This window comes from Marinobacter sp. AN1, from assembly GCF_026013985.1.
In the GTDB taxonomy this organism is placed as follows: domain Bacteria; phylum Pseudomonadota; class Gammaproteobacteria; order Pseudomonadales; family Oleiphilaceae; genus Marinobacter; species Marinobacter segnicrescens.
This window is the reverse complement of the sequence record NZ_CP110342.1, coordinates 3185045-3201230: the sequence shown is the minus strand read 5'-3', so window position 1 is coordinate 3201230 and position 16186 is coordinate 3185045. Positions and strand designations below refer to the sequence as shown.

Below are 16186 nucleotides of genomic sequence, written 5' to 3'. Positions count from 1 at the left end.
TTCAGGTGCTGGCCAGCGGGCCCTGGTCTGCAAGGATATCGCAGCAGAGTACCCGCAAGTGTCCCTTGAATCGGTACCCCAGAGACAGGGTGACGCACATATAGACCCCGGTGATGGACAAGTATGGGCTGGTCACCTGCATCCGGTTGGGCTGGGCCAGGGCCTGCTTCAGGTAGTGCTGGCGATACCAGTCGGCGCTGCTGGTGTTTTCCAGCGGGCGGTATTTGGGGTCAAGTTCGCCGCACGCTCCTTGTCCCGATGCGGTGTCGTCAATCTGTACACCACGGTCGTCGATCAGATAGCAGCGGGACACGGTATGATGGGCCAGTATGTCGGCACATGCGTCTCTCAGAGACTCGCCATTGCGCATTCTGTCTATGGCTTTGAGGAAGGGGCTGGTGAAAAACTCCGCCAGTTGCTGGGTCGGGTCGAGGCGAATGCGGTGGCGGTTCTTGTAATCCCCCAGCAGGCGCTCGAAGTCTGTCACTTCGCCATTGATCCCTTCCAATTCCAGCCTCGGATAGCAGAAATAGAACCCCTGTACGAAATCCACCCCGGCATCGATTGCAATCATGGCCTGGTCGTGGGTTTCCACACCTTCCAGCAATACCAGGCAACCGGACTGGTGAAGCAGCCCCACAATACCATTGAGGATCTGGCGCGCCTTGGGGTCGTTACTGGCCCGTAAGGCCAGGCTGCGGTCCAGCTTCACGATGTCCGGCGACAGGTTCCAGATCCGTTCGAAGTTGGAGTGACCCGCGCCGAAATCGTCGATAGCGGTCAGGCAGCCCAGCTGTTTGTAGTAGTCCACGGTTTCCCGAAGGCGCTCCGAGTCATCCGTGGGCTGTTCGACGATCTCGACGACAATGCGATGGGGAGGCAGGCCGGAACGGCGCAGTAACTCCCCGAAAAAGGAATCGTAACGGTAGCCGGAAGCCACCACTCGTGGGGAGACATTAAGAAACAGCCAGTTCACATCGTCCTGGAAGGCTGCGTAGTTGCGAATGTGAAGTAGCCGGCAGAGCCGGTCCAGCAGCACGTTTTCCTGGTCGCTGTCCGGCAGGCCAAAGAGTTGAAAGGGCGGGACGCTGGCGTTGTCCGGATCAAACGCCCTGATCAGGCTTCATAGCCGATAATCCCCTTGTGGGATATGCTGAAAATAGGCTGCAGGGCCGTCTTCAGTATGAGGCCATGAAAGCGTCCGGTCCAGCGGTTATCCTGCTGGCTCAACAGAGGGTCAAGGAGTTCCAGGTCGGCACCTGACAGCTGTGGTGACAGATAATTCATGGTCCACAATTCTGGCGACTGTTATAACCCCGGGAGACGGCTGGAGGGGCCGTGGTAATCCTGCCGGAATAAGGAAATCTGTTCCGGAGCATGCCAGAACTTCCCGGGGGGCGCCAGTAGGCGGTGTTAAACATTGTCATTCAGTGACCTGGACCACGTAATCGGCCACTTGGTCCAAGGTGGGCTGGCGGGTTGGGTATACGTGCTGGGCCTGGCAACGCTGGTCGAATTCCATGGAATGCGACCACCAAAGAAAAGGGCAGGTTAACCTGCCCTTCAATACTGTTAGTTGTTGCTCGGTACGACTACGGATTCGTCAAATTCGAGTTCCATGGTGCTCTCCTGTGGCTTTGGGCGTTTCGCCCTGTAAAAGTGATAATTCAATTATATGGATTCCATAGCAGGACTGAATCCGTAAAAGCCACATACGACCAAGGGGGTAAGCCCCGCACCAGGCGGCTCTTTCAGAAAAACTGAACAGGCTGAGCAGAATATTGCGGTTGGCTTCGGAGGCCCAGCTTCCTATGCTTCTGGGTATTCCGATGCACGCCGTAAAACCCGGTGCCGTCCAGCTCGGACTGCCCTGGCCAACGTTAAGGAAGGATCCGTGTCATGCAGTTACGAAATTCCCCCAGGCGCTTTGGTGCTGTCCATGCAACGCTGCACTGGCTGGTAGCGCTGGCGGTATTTGGGCTGTTTGGTCTGGGTTATTACATGGTGGACCTGGGCTATTACGATGAGTTGTACCGCCTGGCGCCCCATATCCACCGGAGCGTGGGCATACTGCTGCTGATCACGGTTCTTCTGCGACTCGTTTGGCGTCTGGCAGACACCAGGCCTTCGGCGCTGGGCAGCCACTCACCGGCAGAGATCCTGTCGGCACGTGTGGTGCACGGGGTGCTCTACCTGCTGCTGTTCACCGCCATGTTCAGCGGCTACCTGATTTCTACGGCCGATGGCTCGGCCATCCGGGTATTCAACTGGTTTGAGGTGCCGTCCGTGACCGGGCGGATTAAAGGTATGGAAGATATCGCCGGTGATGTCCACTACTGGGCCACCTGGGGGCTGGTCGTGCTCGCCTCACTCCATGGCCTGGCGGCCATCAAGCATCACTTCGTCGACCGGGACGACACCCTCAGGCGTATGTTGCCTGTCGCCCTGAAGGGCAGGGGCTGATCGGTTTCGGGATCCAACGGACTTCATCAGAGAACATCAAAGGAGAACACGCTATGAAAAAGACCCTTCTTGCATCGGCAATGACCCTGGCCCTGGCCGGTCCTGCCATCGCCAGCGAACACAGTGGCACCTATGCCTTCGATACAGAGGGCGCGCACCAGTTCATTACGTTCGAGGTTTCACACCTGGGCTTCAGCACACTTTATGGTCGCTTTAACGACTTTGACGGCGAGATTGTGTTTGATGCGGAGAACCCGGAAAACAGCAAGGTCAACGTAACCATCGATACCTCCAGTGTGGATTCCAACCACGCCGAGCGGGACAAGCACCTTCGCAGTGAGGATTTCCTGTTCGTTGACGAATATCCGGAGGCGACTTTCCGCAGCACCCGCGTTGAAGTGGATGACGACGGTGAGGAAGCGGATGTTACTGGCGAGCTGACCCTGCGTGGCGTCACCCGGGAAGTTACCCTGGAAGTCGAGCTTCAGGGCCATGGTGAAGATCCCTGGGGCGGCTATCGCATGGGCTTTGATGCAGAGACGGAAATCCGGCTGAAGGATTTCGGTATTCCCATGGACCTGGGACCCGCCTCGGAAACCGTCAAGCTGGAAATCTCGGTTGAGGGTATCCGCCAGTAAGTATTGGTGATTCCAGTCGGGTATAACACCGGCATGAAGAAGGACGGGGCCCTTACTTGGTAGGGGCCCCGTTTTGGTTCTGGTCGCAGCGGCAGAGTCTGAGCTGCCGGAAGAACTGGGCGACGAAGATCACCAGGGCAACCAGGATGCCGGCAATCAGGAACGGTCTTGTCAATGCCAGGCTGCCACTGAGCGAGAACTCCACCAGGAGCATCAATGCCAGGGCAAGTGCGCCGTTGATCATGGCGGTCAGAACCGCCTGACGGCATGCCTTGAGAGTCAGTTTCATAGTGTTCGCTCTGAGTAATGGGCCGGAGCAGGCAGCTGTTCCGGTGTTCAGATGTCGAATCCTTAATCCACAATCCTCGACGAGAATACGGTGACCCGCTGGCCGGAAACATGCGGGAATTCCGCTATTGGAAAAAACCGCCGGGGATTCGTCTTCCAGAATTGGTCTATTGCGCCTCGCCTCCATATAATGAGCCTCGCTATACGGCACACCGCTGTGTAACAAGCAGTATTGTGACCTGTCAGCGTGATTTTCCAGCCCCCGGTGTGGCACGTTGCGCAGGCGGGTTGCACGAGAACCCATTTCCGGAGCAAGGGGCATTCATGCCAGAGTTTCAGACCACCGACGAAGGTTTTGAGCGGGTTTCGTTACGGGACTATACGGAAAAGGCCTACCTGGACTATTCCATGTACGTCATCCTCGACAGGGCCCTGCCCAATGTGGGAGACGGACTCAAACCCGTGCAGCGGCGCATTATCTACGCCATGTCGGAACTGGGACTCAAGTCCACCAGCAAGTACAAGAAGTCTGCCCGTACGGTTGGTGACGTACTGGGTAAATTCCACCCCCATGGCGACAGCGCCTGCTACGAGGCCATGGTGCTGATGGCGCAGCCATTTTCCTACCGCTACCCGTTGGTGGACGGTCAGGGCAACTGGGGTTCACCCGATGACCCCAAGTCCTTTGCCGCCATGCGGTATACCGAGTCCCGCCTGTCGAAGTTTTCAGAAGTGCTGCTCAGCGAACTGGGGCAGGGCACGGTGGACTGGGTGCCCAACTTTGACGGCACCATGGACGAACCCTCTACATTGCCAGCCCGGCTGCCCCATGTGTTGCTGAACGGCACCACCGGCATTGCGGTAGGCATGGCCACCGATATCCCGCCGCACAACGTGCGGGAAGTGACGGCAGCCTGTGTCCGCCTGCTGGACAGTCCGGATTCGGATGTGGACGAGCTGTGTGAGCATATCAAGGGGCCGGACTTCCCCACGGGCGCCGAGATCATCACCCCCCGCAAGGACCTCCGCCAGATGTACCACACCGGTCGGGGTAGCCTGCGGATGCGGGCCCGCTGGGTCCGCGAGAACGGCGAGGTGGTGATCACCGACCTGCCGCACCAGGTTTCCGGCAACCGGGTGCTGGAGCAGATTGCCCACCAGATGCAGACCCGCAAGCTGCCCATGGTGGCGGATCTCCGGGATGAATCCGACCATGAGAACCCCACTCGCCTGGTGATCGTGCCACGCTCGTCCCGGGTCGACGTGGAAGGCCTGATGGCCCACCTGTTTGCCAGTACGGACCTGGAGAAGACCTACCGGGTCAACCTGAATGTTATCGGCAACGACGGCCGACCGGCGGTGAAGAACCTGCACACCATGCTCACCGAGTGGCTGGCCTACCGCAAGACCACGGTGACCCGCCGTTTGCAGTATCGCCTGGACAAGGTCCTGGCCCGGCTGCACATCCTCGAAGGCTTGCTGATCGCCTACCTGAACATTGATGAGGTCATCAACATCATCCGCTACGAGGACGAACCCAAGGCGGAACTGATCAAGCGCTTCGGATTGTCTGCCGACCAGGCCGAAGCCATCCTTGAGCTGAAACTGCGCCACCTGGCCAAGCTGGAGGAGATGAAGATCCGCGGGGAGCAGGATGAGCTTGCCGCTGAACGGGACGAGCTCCAGTCGATCCTTGGTTCCGAAGACCGCATGCGTGAGCTGATCAAGGAAGAGTTGCTGGCGGACGCAGAAACCTACGGAGACGACCGCAGATCTCCCATTGTCGAGCGGGAAGAGGCCCGGGCCTTCTCCGAAGCTGACCTGGTCTCCAATGACCCGGTAACGGTTGTGTTGTCAGAGAAAGGCTGGGTGCGCGCTGCCAAGGGGCATGACATTGATCCCGCAGGCCTTAGCTACAAATCCGGTGACAAGTTCGCCCTGGCCGCGAAGGGCCGGAACAACCAGAACGCTGTGTTCCTGGACTCCACCGGCCGCGCCTATTCCCTGATGGCCCACAGCCTGCCTTCAGCCCGGGGACAGGGTGAGCCGCTCACTGGCCGCATCAACCCGCCCTCCGGGGCGACCTTTGCGGGCCTTCTGGTGGCTAATCCCGATGAAAAATTCCTGTTGGCGACCGATGCGGGTTACGGGTTCGTGGCCAGCGCCGCCGACCTGATCAGCAAGAACCGCAATGGCAAGTCGGTGGTGTCGATCCCGAAGGGTGCGAAGCTGCTGGAACCGGTCCCGGTTCCGCGTCGGGAACAGCCCCGTTACCTGGCGGCCATTTCCAACGAGGGCCGAATGCTGGTGTTCCCGCTGGAACAGCTGCCTGAACTGGCCCGGGGCAAGGGCAACAAGATCATCAGCATTCCCTCGGCCCGGGTCCAGAACCGGGAAGAGTTCGTGGTGGCCCTGACCGTGTTTGGCGAGGCTGACCAGTTGGAGATCCGGGCCGGCAAGCGCAAACTCGGCCTGCGTTTCTCCGACCTGGAGCACTACCTGGGTGAGCGGGGTCGTCGTGGCCACAAACTCCCCAGGGGGTTGCAGCGAGTCGATGGCATCGATGTGATTGCAGCGGCAGGCACCGACGAGGCGGCTACCGGAGAAGAAGACAGTGAGTGAACTGGTCCTGATCAATGTGTCCGGCCGCGACAAGCCAGGCCTGACCTCTGAAATTACCGGCATTATGGGCCGGTACGACGTGCGCATCCTGGATATTGGCCAGGCAGTGATCCATGACTACCTGACCTGGGGCATCCTGGCGGAAATTCCCGATGAGAGCCAGGCATCGCCGGTGATCCGGGAACTGCTGTTCCGGCTCCACGCACTGGACCTGCAGGTACGTTTTGCGCCGATTACCGAGGCGGAGTATCAGCAGTGGGCAGAAGGTCGCAACCGGGCCTGCTACATGGTCACCCTGCTGTCCCGTGATATCAAGGCGGAGCAGATCGCCCGGGTGTCCGAGATTACCGCCCGCCACGGCCTCAATATCGACAACATTACCCGTCTGTCGGCGAGGCCATCGCTGGCGCCTGGTGATAACCGGATCGCCTGCGTGGAGTTTTCCGTGCGGGGCACTCCGGAGGACCTGGAGGCGCTGCGTTCGGATTTCCTGAAGATTGCCGGCGACATGAACGTGGATATTGCCTTCCAGGAAGATTCCATTTTCCGTCGCAACCGTCGTCTGGTGGTGTTTGATATGGACTCCACCCTGATCGAGGCGGAGGTCATCGACGAACTGGCGCTGGAAGCCGGCGTGGGCGAGCAGGTCTCTGAAATCACCGAGCGTGCCATGCGTGGCGAGCTGGACTTCAGCGAAAGCTTCGCCGAGCGCCTGGCCCTGCTCAAGGGTCTGGACGAAGCGGTGCTGGAGCGTATCGCTGCCCGTCTGACCATGACCGAGGGCGCTGAATACCTGATCCGTACCCTGCGTTCACTGGGGTATCGCACGGCCATACTGTCCGGCGGGTTCAACTACTTTGCCCGCCACCTCCAGGCGCGCCTGGGTATCGACTATGTCTACGCCAATGAGCTGGAAATTGTCGATGGCAAGGTCACCGGTCGGGTGGCCGGCCCCATCGTGGATGGTGCCCGCAAGGCACAGTTGCTGCTGGAGATTGCCGAGCGCGAGAAGATTTCCCGGGAGCAGGTGATCGCTGTCGGCGACGGGGCCAACGACCTGCCCATGCTGAGCCAGGCGGGACTGGGTGTGGCCTTCCGTGCCAAGCCGGTGGTGAAGGAGTCTGCCCGCCACGCCATTTCCACACTGGGTCTGGATGCCATCCTGTACCTGCTGGGTTACCGCGAATCCGAGACCCGGCTGGCATCACCCCGCTGAGCGCAGGGAGGCGTTAACCAGTAACCGCCGGCTCAGCTGGCTGGCTGACGGTTACTGGTCACCAAAGTCGTAGTTCATCTCCGGCACCGGCGCCTGCAGGTAGTAACCCTGGATGTAGTTCACCCCTGCCTGCCAGAGCGTTGCCAGCACAGAGGCACTTTCCACCAGCGGAATGATCGTGAGTTTGCCGCTGCTCTGCAGCGACTGGATCATCTCTTTCACCTTGTCCCGGGCCTCGTCGCTCTTCTGGATTTCCTCGGTGAAGGAACCGTCGATTTTCACGTAGTCCACATCCACGTGCTTGAGGGTATTGAAAGGGTTCAGGGCGCAGCCAAACTGGGACAGGGCGACCTTGCAGTGGAGTTCCCGCAGGGACTTGCTGAAGTCGCGGGCCTGTTTGAGGTGACTGGTAGCGTCCCCCTCTCGCAGCTGGAAGATCAGTGAGTCTCCGGGCAGTCGCGCGGCTTTCAGGGCTACGCTCAGCCACTGGCTGAAGGTCTGGTCCTGCAGGGTTTCTGCGGTCACATTCAGGAACAGCCGGGTATCATGGCCGTGGCTGCGATGCTGTGACAATTGTTTGATGGTTTGCAGCACGACCCAGCGGTCAATCCGGGTGGCCATGTCAGACGGTCCGGCTGGTGGCAGGAAGTCATAGGGGGAGACCTCCTTATCGTCCTTGTCCAGCATCCGCACCAACGCCTCGTAGTGCTCTTCGCCTTCACCCCGCAGATTGATGATGGGCTGGAACAGCAGGCGGAAACGGTTCTCTTCCAGTGCCTTGGTGATGGCGTCAAGGGAGTTGGAGTCATCGAGTGTTTCGTAGTTGGCCGGGTTGTACACCACTACGCCGTTGCCGTTCTCATGGCCCGGTTCCTTCCGTACTGCACCATGGGCGATATGGGCCCGGCCCAGAAGGTCGGCGGCCTTGGGAGCATTCTCGGTGATGGCTGCCACACCGATGGAAACCGTCACCTGGGCAGAGCGGCCCTGGATATCGAACAGGTGGTCATCGACGGCCTTGCGAATGGCTTCGCAGCGCTCGGCCATGAACTGTTCCTCACAGGGCTGGCACAACAGGCAGAACGCGTCATCACTGATCCTCGCCAGTACCATGTCGTCACCGGCGTGCTTTTCCAGCAAGGCTGCGAAGTCTCGCAGTAGCAGGTCCGTGCCGGCAATGCCGAGGTCATTCTTGAAGCTGACAAACCGGTCGATACCGATGTAGGCAAGGGCACCGGTCTGGTTCTTCTCGCCGGCGGTCGCCACCGCACGGTTCAGCTGCTCCATCAGGTACTGGCGATTGTACAGGCCCGTCAGCAAGTCCTGGTTACTGATCTCGCGGATCTTTTCCTGCAGTTCTGCGTCGTTATGTTCAGGCTGGATGACCACCTGGATGCAGGCTTCACCATCATAGGTCGCAGCCGATACGGTCATGGTGATATTGATGTCCTGGTCATCACTGCGACGGGCTACGGCATTAAGGTTCATGCCGTCTTCCCTCGTTTCAGCAAAGGACTTCATAAACTTGCGCAGGTCATCCTGGCTCCCGGGGGCCAGGGTGTCCAGCAATGGAATGCACATCAGTTCATCGAGATCGTCGTACCCCAGGAAGTCCATGTAGGCATGGTTGGCATAGACGTGCATGCCATCGTTGACGTAGGCAATGGCATCCTTTGAGCTTTCCAGCAGCAGCTGGCAACGCTGCTCGGCTTCCCGCAGGTGGGACTCCAGCACCCGGCGCCGGCGGCGTTCTTCAAGGTTGGCGAGCTCGCGCCGGATCACCAGCATCAGTCGCTCGGTTTCACCCGCCGGGCAGACGTCCTGGGCACCGGCTTTCATGATAGCGAGGGAGCGCTCCAGGTCTTCGGATTCGGTAAGCAGGACGAAGGGAATATCCTTGTCCAGCCGACGGATGATGGCCAGGGCATCGTCAGGAATAAAGTCTGACTGGTTATCCCGCGCCAGGAACAGGTCCCACTGGCCAGTGCGGATCGCTTCATCCAGGTCTTCCTCAGACGTAACCCGGTGTGCCCGGGTGGCGCGGCCTGAATTCCGCAACAGGCTGACCAGTGATTCCGCATCGTTCTGGGAGGGGTCCATGATCAGCAGGTGGACGGTGGTCTTTTGCTTCTGCATTCGCTGGCGGTCTCGCTGTCTGTCTGCTGCCCTGAAATCCGGGCACCTGATGCTTCGAAGGGCCGTCCGTGCCAGTGCTCTGATCCCTGTTGGCAGGCCCCGCAGGGCGGGGGCCGGGCAATAATAACCCCGAATGATGCAGGGGATAGGCGTCAATAACAAGCCTCAGCTGGTCACAGCGGGAGCTGGCGCGCAGTTTTGTCGTGACGGGATCAGAGGTCCGGCCAGAGGGAGTCGAACTCACTGTCACTGGTGCCGAAGGGGTTTTTCCTTGATTGCGGTCCGGAGTCCGGTTCGTCGGGGCGCTTGTAAAGCCGCAGTTCGAACTGACTGATGCTGCCGGTGACGGCGATCTTCCGGCCCAGCAGGCCCTGGTCCTGCACGCCTTGTCTCAGCAGGGTTATCCGGCTTCCGGACTGGAATGGCAGCTTCGGGGTGATAAGGCTTTCCGGCAGGTGGGCGTCGGGTATCTCTGGCAGCAGCAGGCCCCGGAGGAATTCGCTGCTGTTGCCGGTTTTCTGGATAAGTTGTACGCCACAGGGAGCCGCCCCCGGCGCTATGACCTCTATGCCGATCCGGGTTCCTTCTCCCCGGTGCTGCCGAAGCCAGCGGACCAGCGCGATACTCCAGGGATGATTACGGTGTTCCCGCACCCCCAGAATCTCCCCCGCCTGAAGGGTCGGAGGAATGTTAGCGCTCCAGACGACGCAGTAACCGCCGGGGCTGGTATTGACCACCCGGGTCAGGTAGGACCGCGGCTGATGCCGTGTCTGGGAAGTGTCACTCCCTGCGCCGGGCTTCTGGTAGTTGATGGGCGCATCGGCCAGTGGGCGGACTCGCTCTTCGGAAATACCGGCGTCGAAGGCATCGGACCAGGCATCCCGGCGGGTCGGCTTCATGAAGCGATTGTCGGGTTCCGTTACTTCTGTGCTCGCACTGCTCACCACGAATTCCGCAAAAGGCTTCTCGCCGGCCACGAAGTAATGCACGGCAGTCAGCCCGGCACAGACTTCCAGCTGGCCATCCGTCTCCAGTCGGTTGAAGTTACGCTGAGTGAGCAGGGCGAGGGCCTGTCCAAGGTGCGTCAGCAACGTGTCACTGCTCCGTGGAAGGAGGGGCAAGTCGCTGGTGTTGGAGTTTGGCTTGCCGGCCTGGGCCTTGGTGTTAACCGTCCCGGACGTATCACGGAGGTGGTTGCTGATCTGCTCGGCCAGGGACCCGGTATCGAAACCCCACCAGTGACCGCCCTCAGCATCAGGCGCGAGTGACCGATAGCAGGGAGGCTTGTCGCTGTTCATGTCCACCAGGAAAACGGCCTTTGCAGCCAGCTCGGGCGCGCACTGGACCCTGGGTGACCAGAGTTCGAATAATTCGCTGGCCTGCTCCAGTTCATTCTGGCGAAGCTGGTTCGCCCGGGCACAGCCGAGCAGCAGGGTCTGACAATAGGCATCGGCGACAGTGCTTTCGCTTCGGTGAGGCCGTTGGTCGTCCTGTACGGCAAGCGTGTGCAGGTTGTTCTGGCGCGCGAAACGGAACAGCTGATGGCTCTCGTGCCAGCTCCCGGAGGGGCTCGCAGTGTACAGTTGCTGGGCCCTGAGGATTGTGGCGCCCAGCTCTGTGAGTGCGCGGTGACAAGCCTGGGCAAGGGGCTTTCGTTGTCGGTCGATCGTGCCCGCATCGAGCAGCTCGGTGATAACCAGTTTGTAGCCTGAAGCCAGGTGCAGTTGCAGGGCCTGGGACAGGTTGGCGATCTTGCGTTGCTTTTCGGGCAGGGCGATCGCCATGCCAAGGTAGTGGCGTGACAACTCTGTGCAGACGAAGCGGATGCGCGGTCGGATCAACTCAAGGAGCTGCAGCCGTTGGGATGGCGGGCAGAACAGCTGGTTGACCTCGATAATGGCATGGTAAAGCTGGCGGGAGAGCTCGCCCAGATTGGCCATGGGCAGGTGGTCCACCCAGTACCGGAAGGCCTTCGGGGTCGCTTCGCAAAACGACAGGTGTGCGATCCTTGGCTCGGGTACTGTCAGTTCGGGTTTCTGCATCGTGTTACCAGTTGGACCTGTCATTCATGCCGCGATTACCGTTTACGCCAAAGGAGGGTTCCATACGCTGACACCCTGAAAAAATTTCCAGAATTACAGATTGTTATCGCTAACCGGGCTAACCATAAAGTAGCAAAAACCCGAGGGAAAGCCAGATAACTGTAACATGACAATCTTTGACAGTTGCAATGTTCCGCCGGCATTACTGTTCCATACCAATATCCAGCAGCGTCTTGCCGGGACGGTCGGGTATTTCCCGTACCAGTCGTGGCACCAGGTAGCCGGGCAGTCTGGCCTGCAGCGCGCGAACCAGTTGCCTGGCGCGCTGATCACTGACATCAAAGTGGTGGGCGCCGGCAACCGGGTCAAAGGCATGGAGGTAATAGGGCAATACACCGGACGAAAACAGTTGTTCGCTGAGATCCGCCAGGGTGTCCGGGTCATCATTGACCCCCTTTAACACCACGCTCTGGTTGAGCAGCGTTACCCCGGCGTCCCGCAGTGCTTTCATGGCCTTTCGGACGTCGTTATCGATCTCGCGGGGATGGTTAACATGTACCACCATAACGACCTGCAGGGGAGACTCCCTGATCCAGGCCAGCAGGGAATCGTCCACCCGTTGGGGGATGACAATGGGCAGCCGGCTGTGGATGCGTAACCGGGTCAGGGACGGAACTGTCGCAAGCGCCCGGGCCCAGGCAGACAGCAGGCGGTCGTTTACGGCAAGCGGGTCTCCGCCGCTGAGAATGACCTCATTGATTTCGGGACTTTCGGTGAGCGTGGTGATCACCTGCTCCCGCTGCTGTGGCGACAACCTGTGGTCCGGGTAGGGGAAGTGGCGGCGGAAACAGTAGCGGCAGTTGATGGCACACTGCCCGGTCACCATCAGCAAGGCCCGACTTCGGTACTTGCGGATCAACCCGGGGGTGGGCGTGGAGTCGGTTTCCTGCAGTGGGTCCCGCACAAAGCCGGGGTAGTCCTTACCCTCCTCCGCGAGGGGCAGCACCTGGCGCAGTAGCGGGTCATCCGGGTCTCCCGGTCGGATGCGGGCCAGCCAGGGTTCCGGTACCCGTACTTCAAATGCGTCATGGCCAACCCGGGCGTCGTGTTCGCGTTGCGCGGAATCCAGGCCCAGGCGGCGCAAAAGAACACCCGGGCTGGTCACGGAGCGGGCCAGCAGGCTCTGCCACGTAGGCATGGGGTTATCCGGGTCTTGGGCTTCTATACGGGCGACGGTTCGCTGTATCATAGCGGACTTTCACATTCCAACAGCGTCATTTCAGGTGAGTGTTTCATGGCTTCTTATTCTACCAACGAATTCCGCGGCGGTCTTAAGGTTTTGCTGGATGGCGATCCCTGCGTCATTCTCGAGAACGAGTTCGTCAAGCCCGGCAAAGGCCAGGCGTTCAACCGCGTCAAGCTTCGCAACCTGATGACCAACCGGGTCTGGGAGCGTACCTTCAAGTCCGGCGAGAGCCTGGAGGCCGCTGATGTAATGGACCAGGACATGGAGTACCTGTACACAGACGGTGAGTTCTGGCACTTCATGAAAACCGACGGCTCCTTTGAGCAGTATCCGGCCGATGCCAAGGCCGTAGGCGATACCGTGAAATGGCTCAAGGAGCAGGATGTCTACACGGTCACCCTGTATAACGGCGCCCCGCTGTCCGTCACGCCGCCGAACTTCGTCGAGCTGGAAGTGGTGGAAACCGACCCGGGCATGAAGGGCGACACCGCCCAGGGTGGCTCCAAGCCAGCGACACTCACCACCGGCGCGGTGGTCCAGGTGCCCCTGTTCATCTCCATCGGTGAGGTACTGAAGGTTGACACCCGTACCGGCGAGTACGTTAACCGGGTCAAAAGCTGATCAGGGGGTAGTCATGGGCAGGGGTCAGTCGCTGCCGGGAGCAGCGCCGTCCTGGCAGCCCACTGCCACCCGGCAGGTTCTTGAAGGCCGTGCACGCCAGCTGGACTGGGTGCGCGGCTTTTTTGCGCAGCGGGGGGTGCTGGAGGTGGAAACCCCGGTGCTGGGGCAGTGTGGTATCACCGATGTGAATATCGATTGCATTGCCGCCGCGCCACAACCGGTAGCGGGCTGGACCCATTCCACCGGCTGGCTGCAGACCTCTCCGGAATACCACATGAAGCGCCTGCTGGCGGCAGGCAGTGGCAGTATTTACCAGGTCAGCCATGTATTCCGTAACGGCGAGCGGGGGCGCCGCCATAATCCCGAATTTTCCCTGCTGGAATGGTATCGCCCTGGCTGGAATGACGAGCAGTTGATGGACGAGGTAGCGGCCCTGGTATGTGGCTGGCTGGGAGCGCCTGAGCCTGAGCGGATGTCCTATCGCCAGCTGATGAGGGCGCATGCGGGCCTGGATCCGATGACAGCGGACCTGCCTGAACTGCGCAATGCCTGTTATTCCCTGACCGGCGACGCAGCATTGGTGGATCAGCTGGATCGGGACAGCTGCCTGGACCTGGTCATGAGCTTTCGGGTTGAACCGGCCCTTGGCTTTGACCGTCCGGTCTTCGTCACCCGCTATCCCGCCAGCCAGGCGGCGCTGGCCCGCATCAGCGAAGAAGATGGCTGCCCGGTGGCCCACCGTTTTGAGCTCTATGTACAGGGCATAGAACTGTGCAATGGCTACTGGGAGTTGACGGATGCTGACGAGCAGCGGCAGCGGTTCGAGGCTGACAACGCCCGCCGCCGTGAACTGGGCAAACCGGAGATGCCGGTGGACGAACGGTTACTGGCGGCACTGGAGGCGGGGCTGCCGGAATGTGCCGGTGTCGCCCTGGGGCTTGATCGCCTGCTGATGCTCAAGTGCGGTGTGGACGATATCAGCGAGGTGCTGGCGTTTCCTGCTGAGCGTTCATGACCTTGCCGAACGACTGGCCCAGACGCACCTGATCACGGGATTGCAGGTTTTCCTGCCACCGGGTGGCTCCTTTCGGGAACACCAGGATGACGGTAGAGCCCAGGCGGAAGCGGCCCATTTCCTCGCCCCGTTCGTATCGGACACCCGGCGACTGATGGCGGTAATCGGACGTGGTTACTTCACGTTTGCCGTCGGTTGGTGCCACGACACCGCCCCAGCGGGTTTCCACGCTGCCGACGATCATCGCACCGACCAGTACCATGGCCATGGGGCCTGCGTCAGTGTCGAAGATGGCGACTACTCGCTCGTTGCGGGCAAACAGCCGCGGCACAGCTTCGGCGGTGACCGGATTGACCGAGAACAGCCGGCCCGGCACATAGGCCATCTCCTGCAGTTTTCCTGCCAGGGGCATATGAATGCGGTGATAGTCGTGGGGGGCGAGGTAGATGGTGGCAAACTCGCCGCCTTCAAATGGCTTTGCCCTTTCTGCATCGCCGCCGAGTAATTCGGTGAGGCTGAACGACTGACCCTTGGCCTGGAACACGCGGTCATCACTGACCTGGCCGAGCTGGCTGATGGTGCCATCCACGGGGCTGACCAAGGTCTCACTGCCCCCGGCAAGCGGGCGCAGGCCGGGCTTGAGCTCCCGGGTAAAAAATGCGTTGAAGGTGCCATAGCTGGCCGGGTTTTCATCAGCGGCTTCGTTCATGTTTACGCCATAGCGGCCGATAAACCAGCGTATAACGGCTGTCAACACGGGCGCCGGTGGCCGGCTGTCGGCCAGTTTTCCGGCAAGGCGGGAAATCAGGATTTGCGGCAGAACGTATTGTGCCAGGACAAAAAGCCGGTCAAGCATAGGTCAGGGGCCTTCGAACAAACGAGGCGTGAGTTTACCAAAATCCGGCTTATTGGTAGAAATCATTTATTGGTTTTCCGTTTACAAAATGTCATTGCTATCATGGCTGGCTAACGAATAACCTGCCAGTCTGCTCCCCGGCAGCGTTGAACAGTTCACAAATAACAGGCAGATGGTCAGGAACCCATGGGTCTAATAATCGGTAGTGTCATAGTTCTGGTCTGTGTGCTGGCAGGCTACGTGCTTCACGGCGGCAACCTGATGGTGTTGTGGCAACCAACAGAGGTGCTGATCATTGGCGGTGCGGCCATCGGTTCCTTCATCATTGCCAACCCGTTCCATACCATCAAGGAGGTCTTTGCCGGGGTCATGCGGCTGATTACCGGCTCCCCCTACAACAAGGCCTTCTACATGGACCTGCTGAGCCTGTTGTACGACATCTTCGACAAGTCCCGCAAGCAGGGCGTCATGGCGATCGAGGAAGACATTGATAACCCGGAACAGAGCCAGATCTTCAGCCGCTACCCGGCAGTGATGAAGTCAAAGCACCTGACCGCCTTTGTGACCGACTATCTGCGCATCATCAGCTCCGGCAACATGGCGCCCCATGAGCTCGAGGGCCTGATGGACCAGGAGCTGGATACCCGGCAGCACGAACTGGAAGAGCCGGCCCATGCCGTCAACAAGATCGCCGACGCCCTGCCGGGCCTGGGGATCGTGGCAGCGGTGCTGGGTATCGTTATTACCATGAATTTCATGAGTGAAGGCCCTGAAAAATCGGCCTGAGTGTGGCCGCCGCCCTGGTGGGCACCTTCCTCGGTATCTGGATGGGCTATGGCTTTGTGGGGCCGACCTCCATCGCCCTGGAACACCACGCCAAGTACGAACTGCGTGCCTACGAGTGCGCCAAGGCATCGATTATTGCGACAGTTTCCGGCCAGGCGCCGCAGATGGCCATCGAGTTCGGCCGCAAGGCCTTGCCCAGCGACAAGCGGCCCAGCTTCCAGGAACTCAATGACCATGTCCGTTCCAAGTAATGTCCG

13 protein-coding genes and 1 pseudogene are annotated in these 16186 nt (G+C 60.0%); 7 read left to right on the top strand and 7 right to left on the bottom strand.

The window, feature by feature from the left end:
• Position 1: 1 nt before the first annotated feature.
• Together LJ360_RS14630 and LJ360_RS14625 are read right to left on the bottom strand one after the other, a co-directional pair.
• A complete protein-coding gene (locus tag LJ360_RS14630; protein WP_264996054.1) occupies positions 2-1063 on the bottom strand; it encodes an EAL domain-containing protein in 1062 nt (353 codons plus the stop codon).
• Positions 1064-1116: 53 nt separating this feature from the next.
• Positions 1117-1287 (bottom strand): hypothetical protein, encoded by a 171-nt coding sequence (locus tag LJ360_RS14625; RefSeq protein ID WP_264994409.1) that lies wholly within the window; start codon positions 1285-1287, stop codon positions 1117-1119.
• Between the two features lie 612 nt (positions 1288-1899).
• Between LJ360_RS14625 and LJ360_RS14620 the strand changes: the two genes are divergently transcribed.
• Entirely contained in the window at positions 1900-2463 is a 564-nt protein-coding gene (locus tag LJ360_RS14620) for a cytochrome b (RefSeq protein ID WP_091852495.1), read from the top strand.
• A 53-nt stretch (positions 2464-2516) separates the two neighbouring features.
• On the top strand, positions 2517-3101 hold the full coding sequence (locus LJ360_RS14615; RefSeq protein ID WP_091852492.1) for a YceI family protein: 585 nt from the start codon (positions 2517-2519) through the stop codon (positions 3099-3101).
• Positions 3102-3153: 52 nt separating this feature from the next.
• Here the strand turns inward: LJ360_RS14615 and LJ360_RS14610 are convergent, their stop codons facing one another.
• Positions 3154-3390 (bottom strand): hypothetical protein, encoded by a 237-nt coding sequence (locus LJ360_RS14610; RefSeq protein ID WP_091852489.1) that lies wholly within the window; start codon positions 3388-3390, stop codon positions 3154-3156.
• A gap of 323 nt (positions 3391-3713) precedes the next feature.
• Between LJ360_RS14610 and parC the strand changes: the two genes are divergently transcribed.
• Both parC and serB read left to right on the top strand, forming a co-directional pair.
• Entirely contained in the window at positions 3714-6011 is a 2298-nt protein-coding gene (gene parC, locus LJ360_RS14605; protein ID WP_091852486.1) for a DNA topoisomerase IV subunit A, read from the top strand.
• A complete protein-coding gene (serB, locus tag LJ360_RS14600) occupies positions 6004-7227 on the top strand; it encodes a phosphoserine phosphatase SerB (RefSeq protein WP_091852483.1) in 1224 nt (407 codons plus the stop codon). The genes parC and serB overlap by 8 nt, the downstream gene beginning before the upstream one ends.
• Before the next feature lie 51 nt (positions 7228-7278).
• On the opposite strand, the gene LJ360_RS14595 is transcribed toward serB, so the two are convergent.
• The 3 genes from LJ360_RS14595 to epmB all read right to left on the bottom strand — a co-directional run bounded on the left by LJ360_RS14595 (position 7279) and on the right by epmB (position 12654).
• Positions 7279-9363: an EAL domain-containing protein gene (locus tag LJ360_RS14595; protein WP_091852480.1), complete on the bottom strand. Its 2085-nt coding sequence runs from the start codon at positions 9361-9363 to the stop codon at positions 7279-7281.
• A gap of 212 nt (positions 9364-9575) precedes the next feature.
• Positions 9576-11405: a GTPase gene (locus LJ360_RS14590; RefSeq protein ID WP_245742603.1), complete on the bottom strand. Its 1830-nt coding sequence runs from the start codon at positions 11403-11405 to the stop codon at positions 9576-9578.
• 202 nt (positions 11406-11607) lie between these two features.
• Positions 11608-12654, bottom strand: a complete 1047-nt coding sequence (gene epmB / locus LJ360_RS14585) for an EF-P beta-lysylation protein EpmB (RefSeq protein ID WP_091852475.1) — start codon at positions 12652-12654, stop codon at positions 11608-11610.
• A gap of 45 nt (positions 12655-12699) precedes the next feature.
• On the opposite strand from epmB, the gene efp reads away from it, so the two are divergent.
• Both efp and epmA read left to right on the top strand, forming a co-directional pair.
• Entirely contained in the window at positions 12700-13272 is a 573-nt protein-coding gene (gene efp / locus LJ360_RS14580) for an elongation factor P (protein ID WP_091852473.1), read from the top strand.
• A 13-nt stretch (positions 13273-13285) separates the two neighbouring features.
• The gene (epmA, locus tag LJ360_RS14575; RefSeq protein ID WP_091852470.1) at positions 13286-14287 is read left to right on the top strand and encodes an EF-P lysine aminoacylase EpmA; all 1002 of its coding nucleotides are present in this window, start codon (positions 13286-13288) and stop codon (positions 14285-14287) included.
• Here epmA and asd read toward each other — a convergent pair.
• Positions 14250-15143 carry an archaetidylserine decarboxylase gene (gene asd, locus LJ360_RS14570; protein ID WP_091852467.1) on the bottom strand — a complete coding sequence of 298 codons (894 nt, stop codon included), beginning with the start codon at positions 15141-15143 and terminating at the stop codon, positions 14250-14252. The genes epmA and asd overlap by 38 nt on opposite strands.
• A 186-nt stretch (positions 15144-15329) precedes the next feature.
• Between asd and motA the strand changes: the two are divergent.
• A pseudogene (gene motA, locus LJ360_RS14565) lies at positions 15330-16180 on the top strand (flagellar motor stator protein MotA).
• The last annotated feature ends 6 nt before the right edge of the window (positions 16181-16186 follow it).

Excerpts from the sequence above, each read along its gene's own strand:
- epmB (WP_091852475.1), bottom strand. The coding sequence starts at position 12,654 with ATGATACAGCGAACCGTCGCCCGTATAGAAGCCCAAGACCCGGATAAC.
- LJ360_RS14590 (WP_245742603.1), bottom strand. The coding sequence starts at position 11,405 with ATGCAGAAACCCGAACTGACAGTACCCGAGCCAAGGATCGCACACCTG.
- LJ360_RS14625 (WP_264994409.1), bottom strand. The coding sequence starts at position 1,287 with ATGAATTATCTGTCACCACAGCTGTCAGGTGCCGACCTGGAACTCCTT.
- parC (WP_091852486.1), top strand. The coding sequence starts at position 3,714 with ATGCCAGAGTTTCAGACCACCGACGAAGGTTTTGAGCGGGTTTCGTTA.
- LJ360_RS14610 (WP_091852489.1), bottom strand. The coding sequence starts at position 3,390 with ATGAAACTGACTCTCAAGGCATGCCGTCAGGCGGTTCTGACCGCCATG.
- LJ360_RS14620 (WP_091852495.1), top strand. The coding sequence starts at position 1,900 with ATGCAGTTACGAAATTCCCCCAGGCGCTTTGGTGCTGTCCATGCAACG.
- epmA (WP_091852470.1), top strand. The coding sequence starts at position 13,286 with ATGGGCAGGGGTCAGTCGCTGCCGGGAGCAGCGCCGTCCTGGCAGCCC.
- LJ360_RS14595 (WP_091852480.1), bottom strand. The coding sequence starts at position 9,363 with ATGCAGAAGCAAAAGACCACCGTCCACCTGCTGATCATGGACCCCTCC.
- LJ360_RS14615 (WP_091852492.1), top strand. The coding sequence starts at position 2,517 with ATGAAAAAGACCCTTCTTGCATCGGCAATGACCCTGGCCCTGGCCGGT.
- asd (WP_091852467.1), bottom strand. The coding sequence starts at position 15,143 with ATGCTTGACCGGCTTTTTGTCCTGGCACAATACGTTCTGCCGCAAATC.
- efp (WP_091852473.1), top strand. The coding sequence starts at position 12,700 with ATGGCTTCTTATTCTACCAACGAATTCCGCGGCGGTCTTAAGGTTTTG.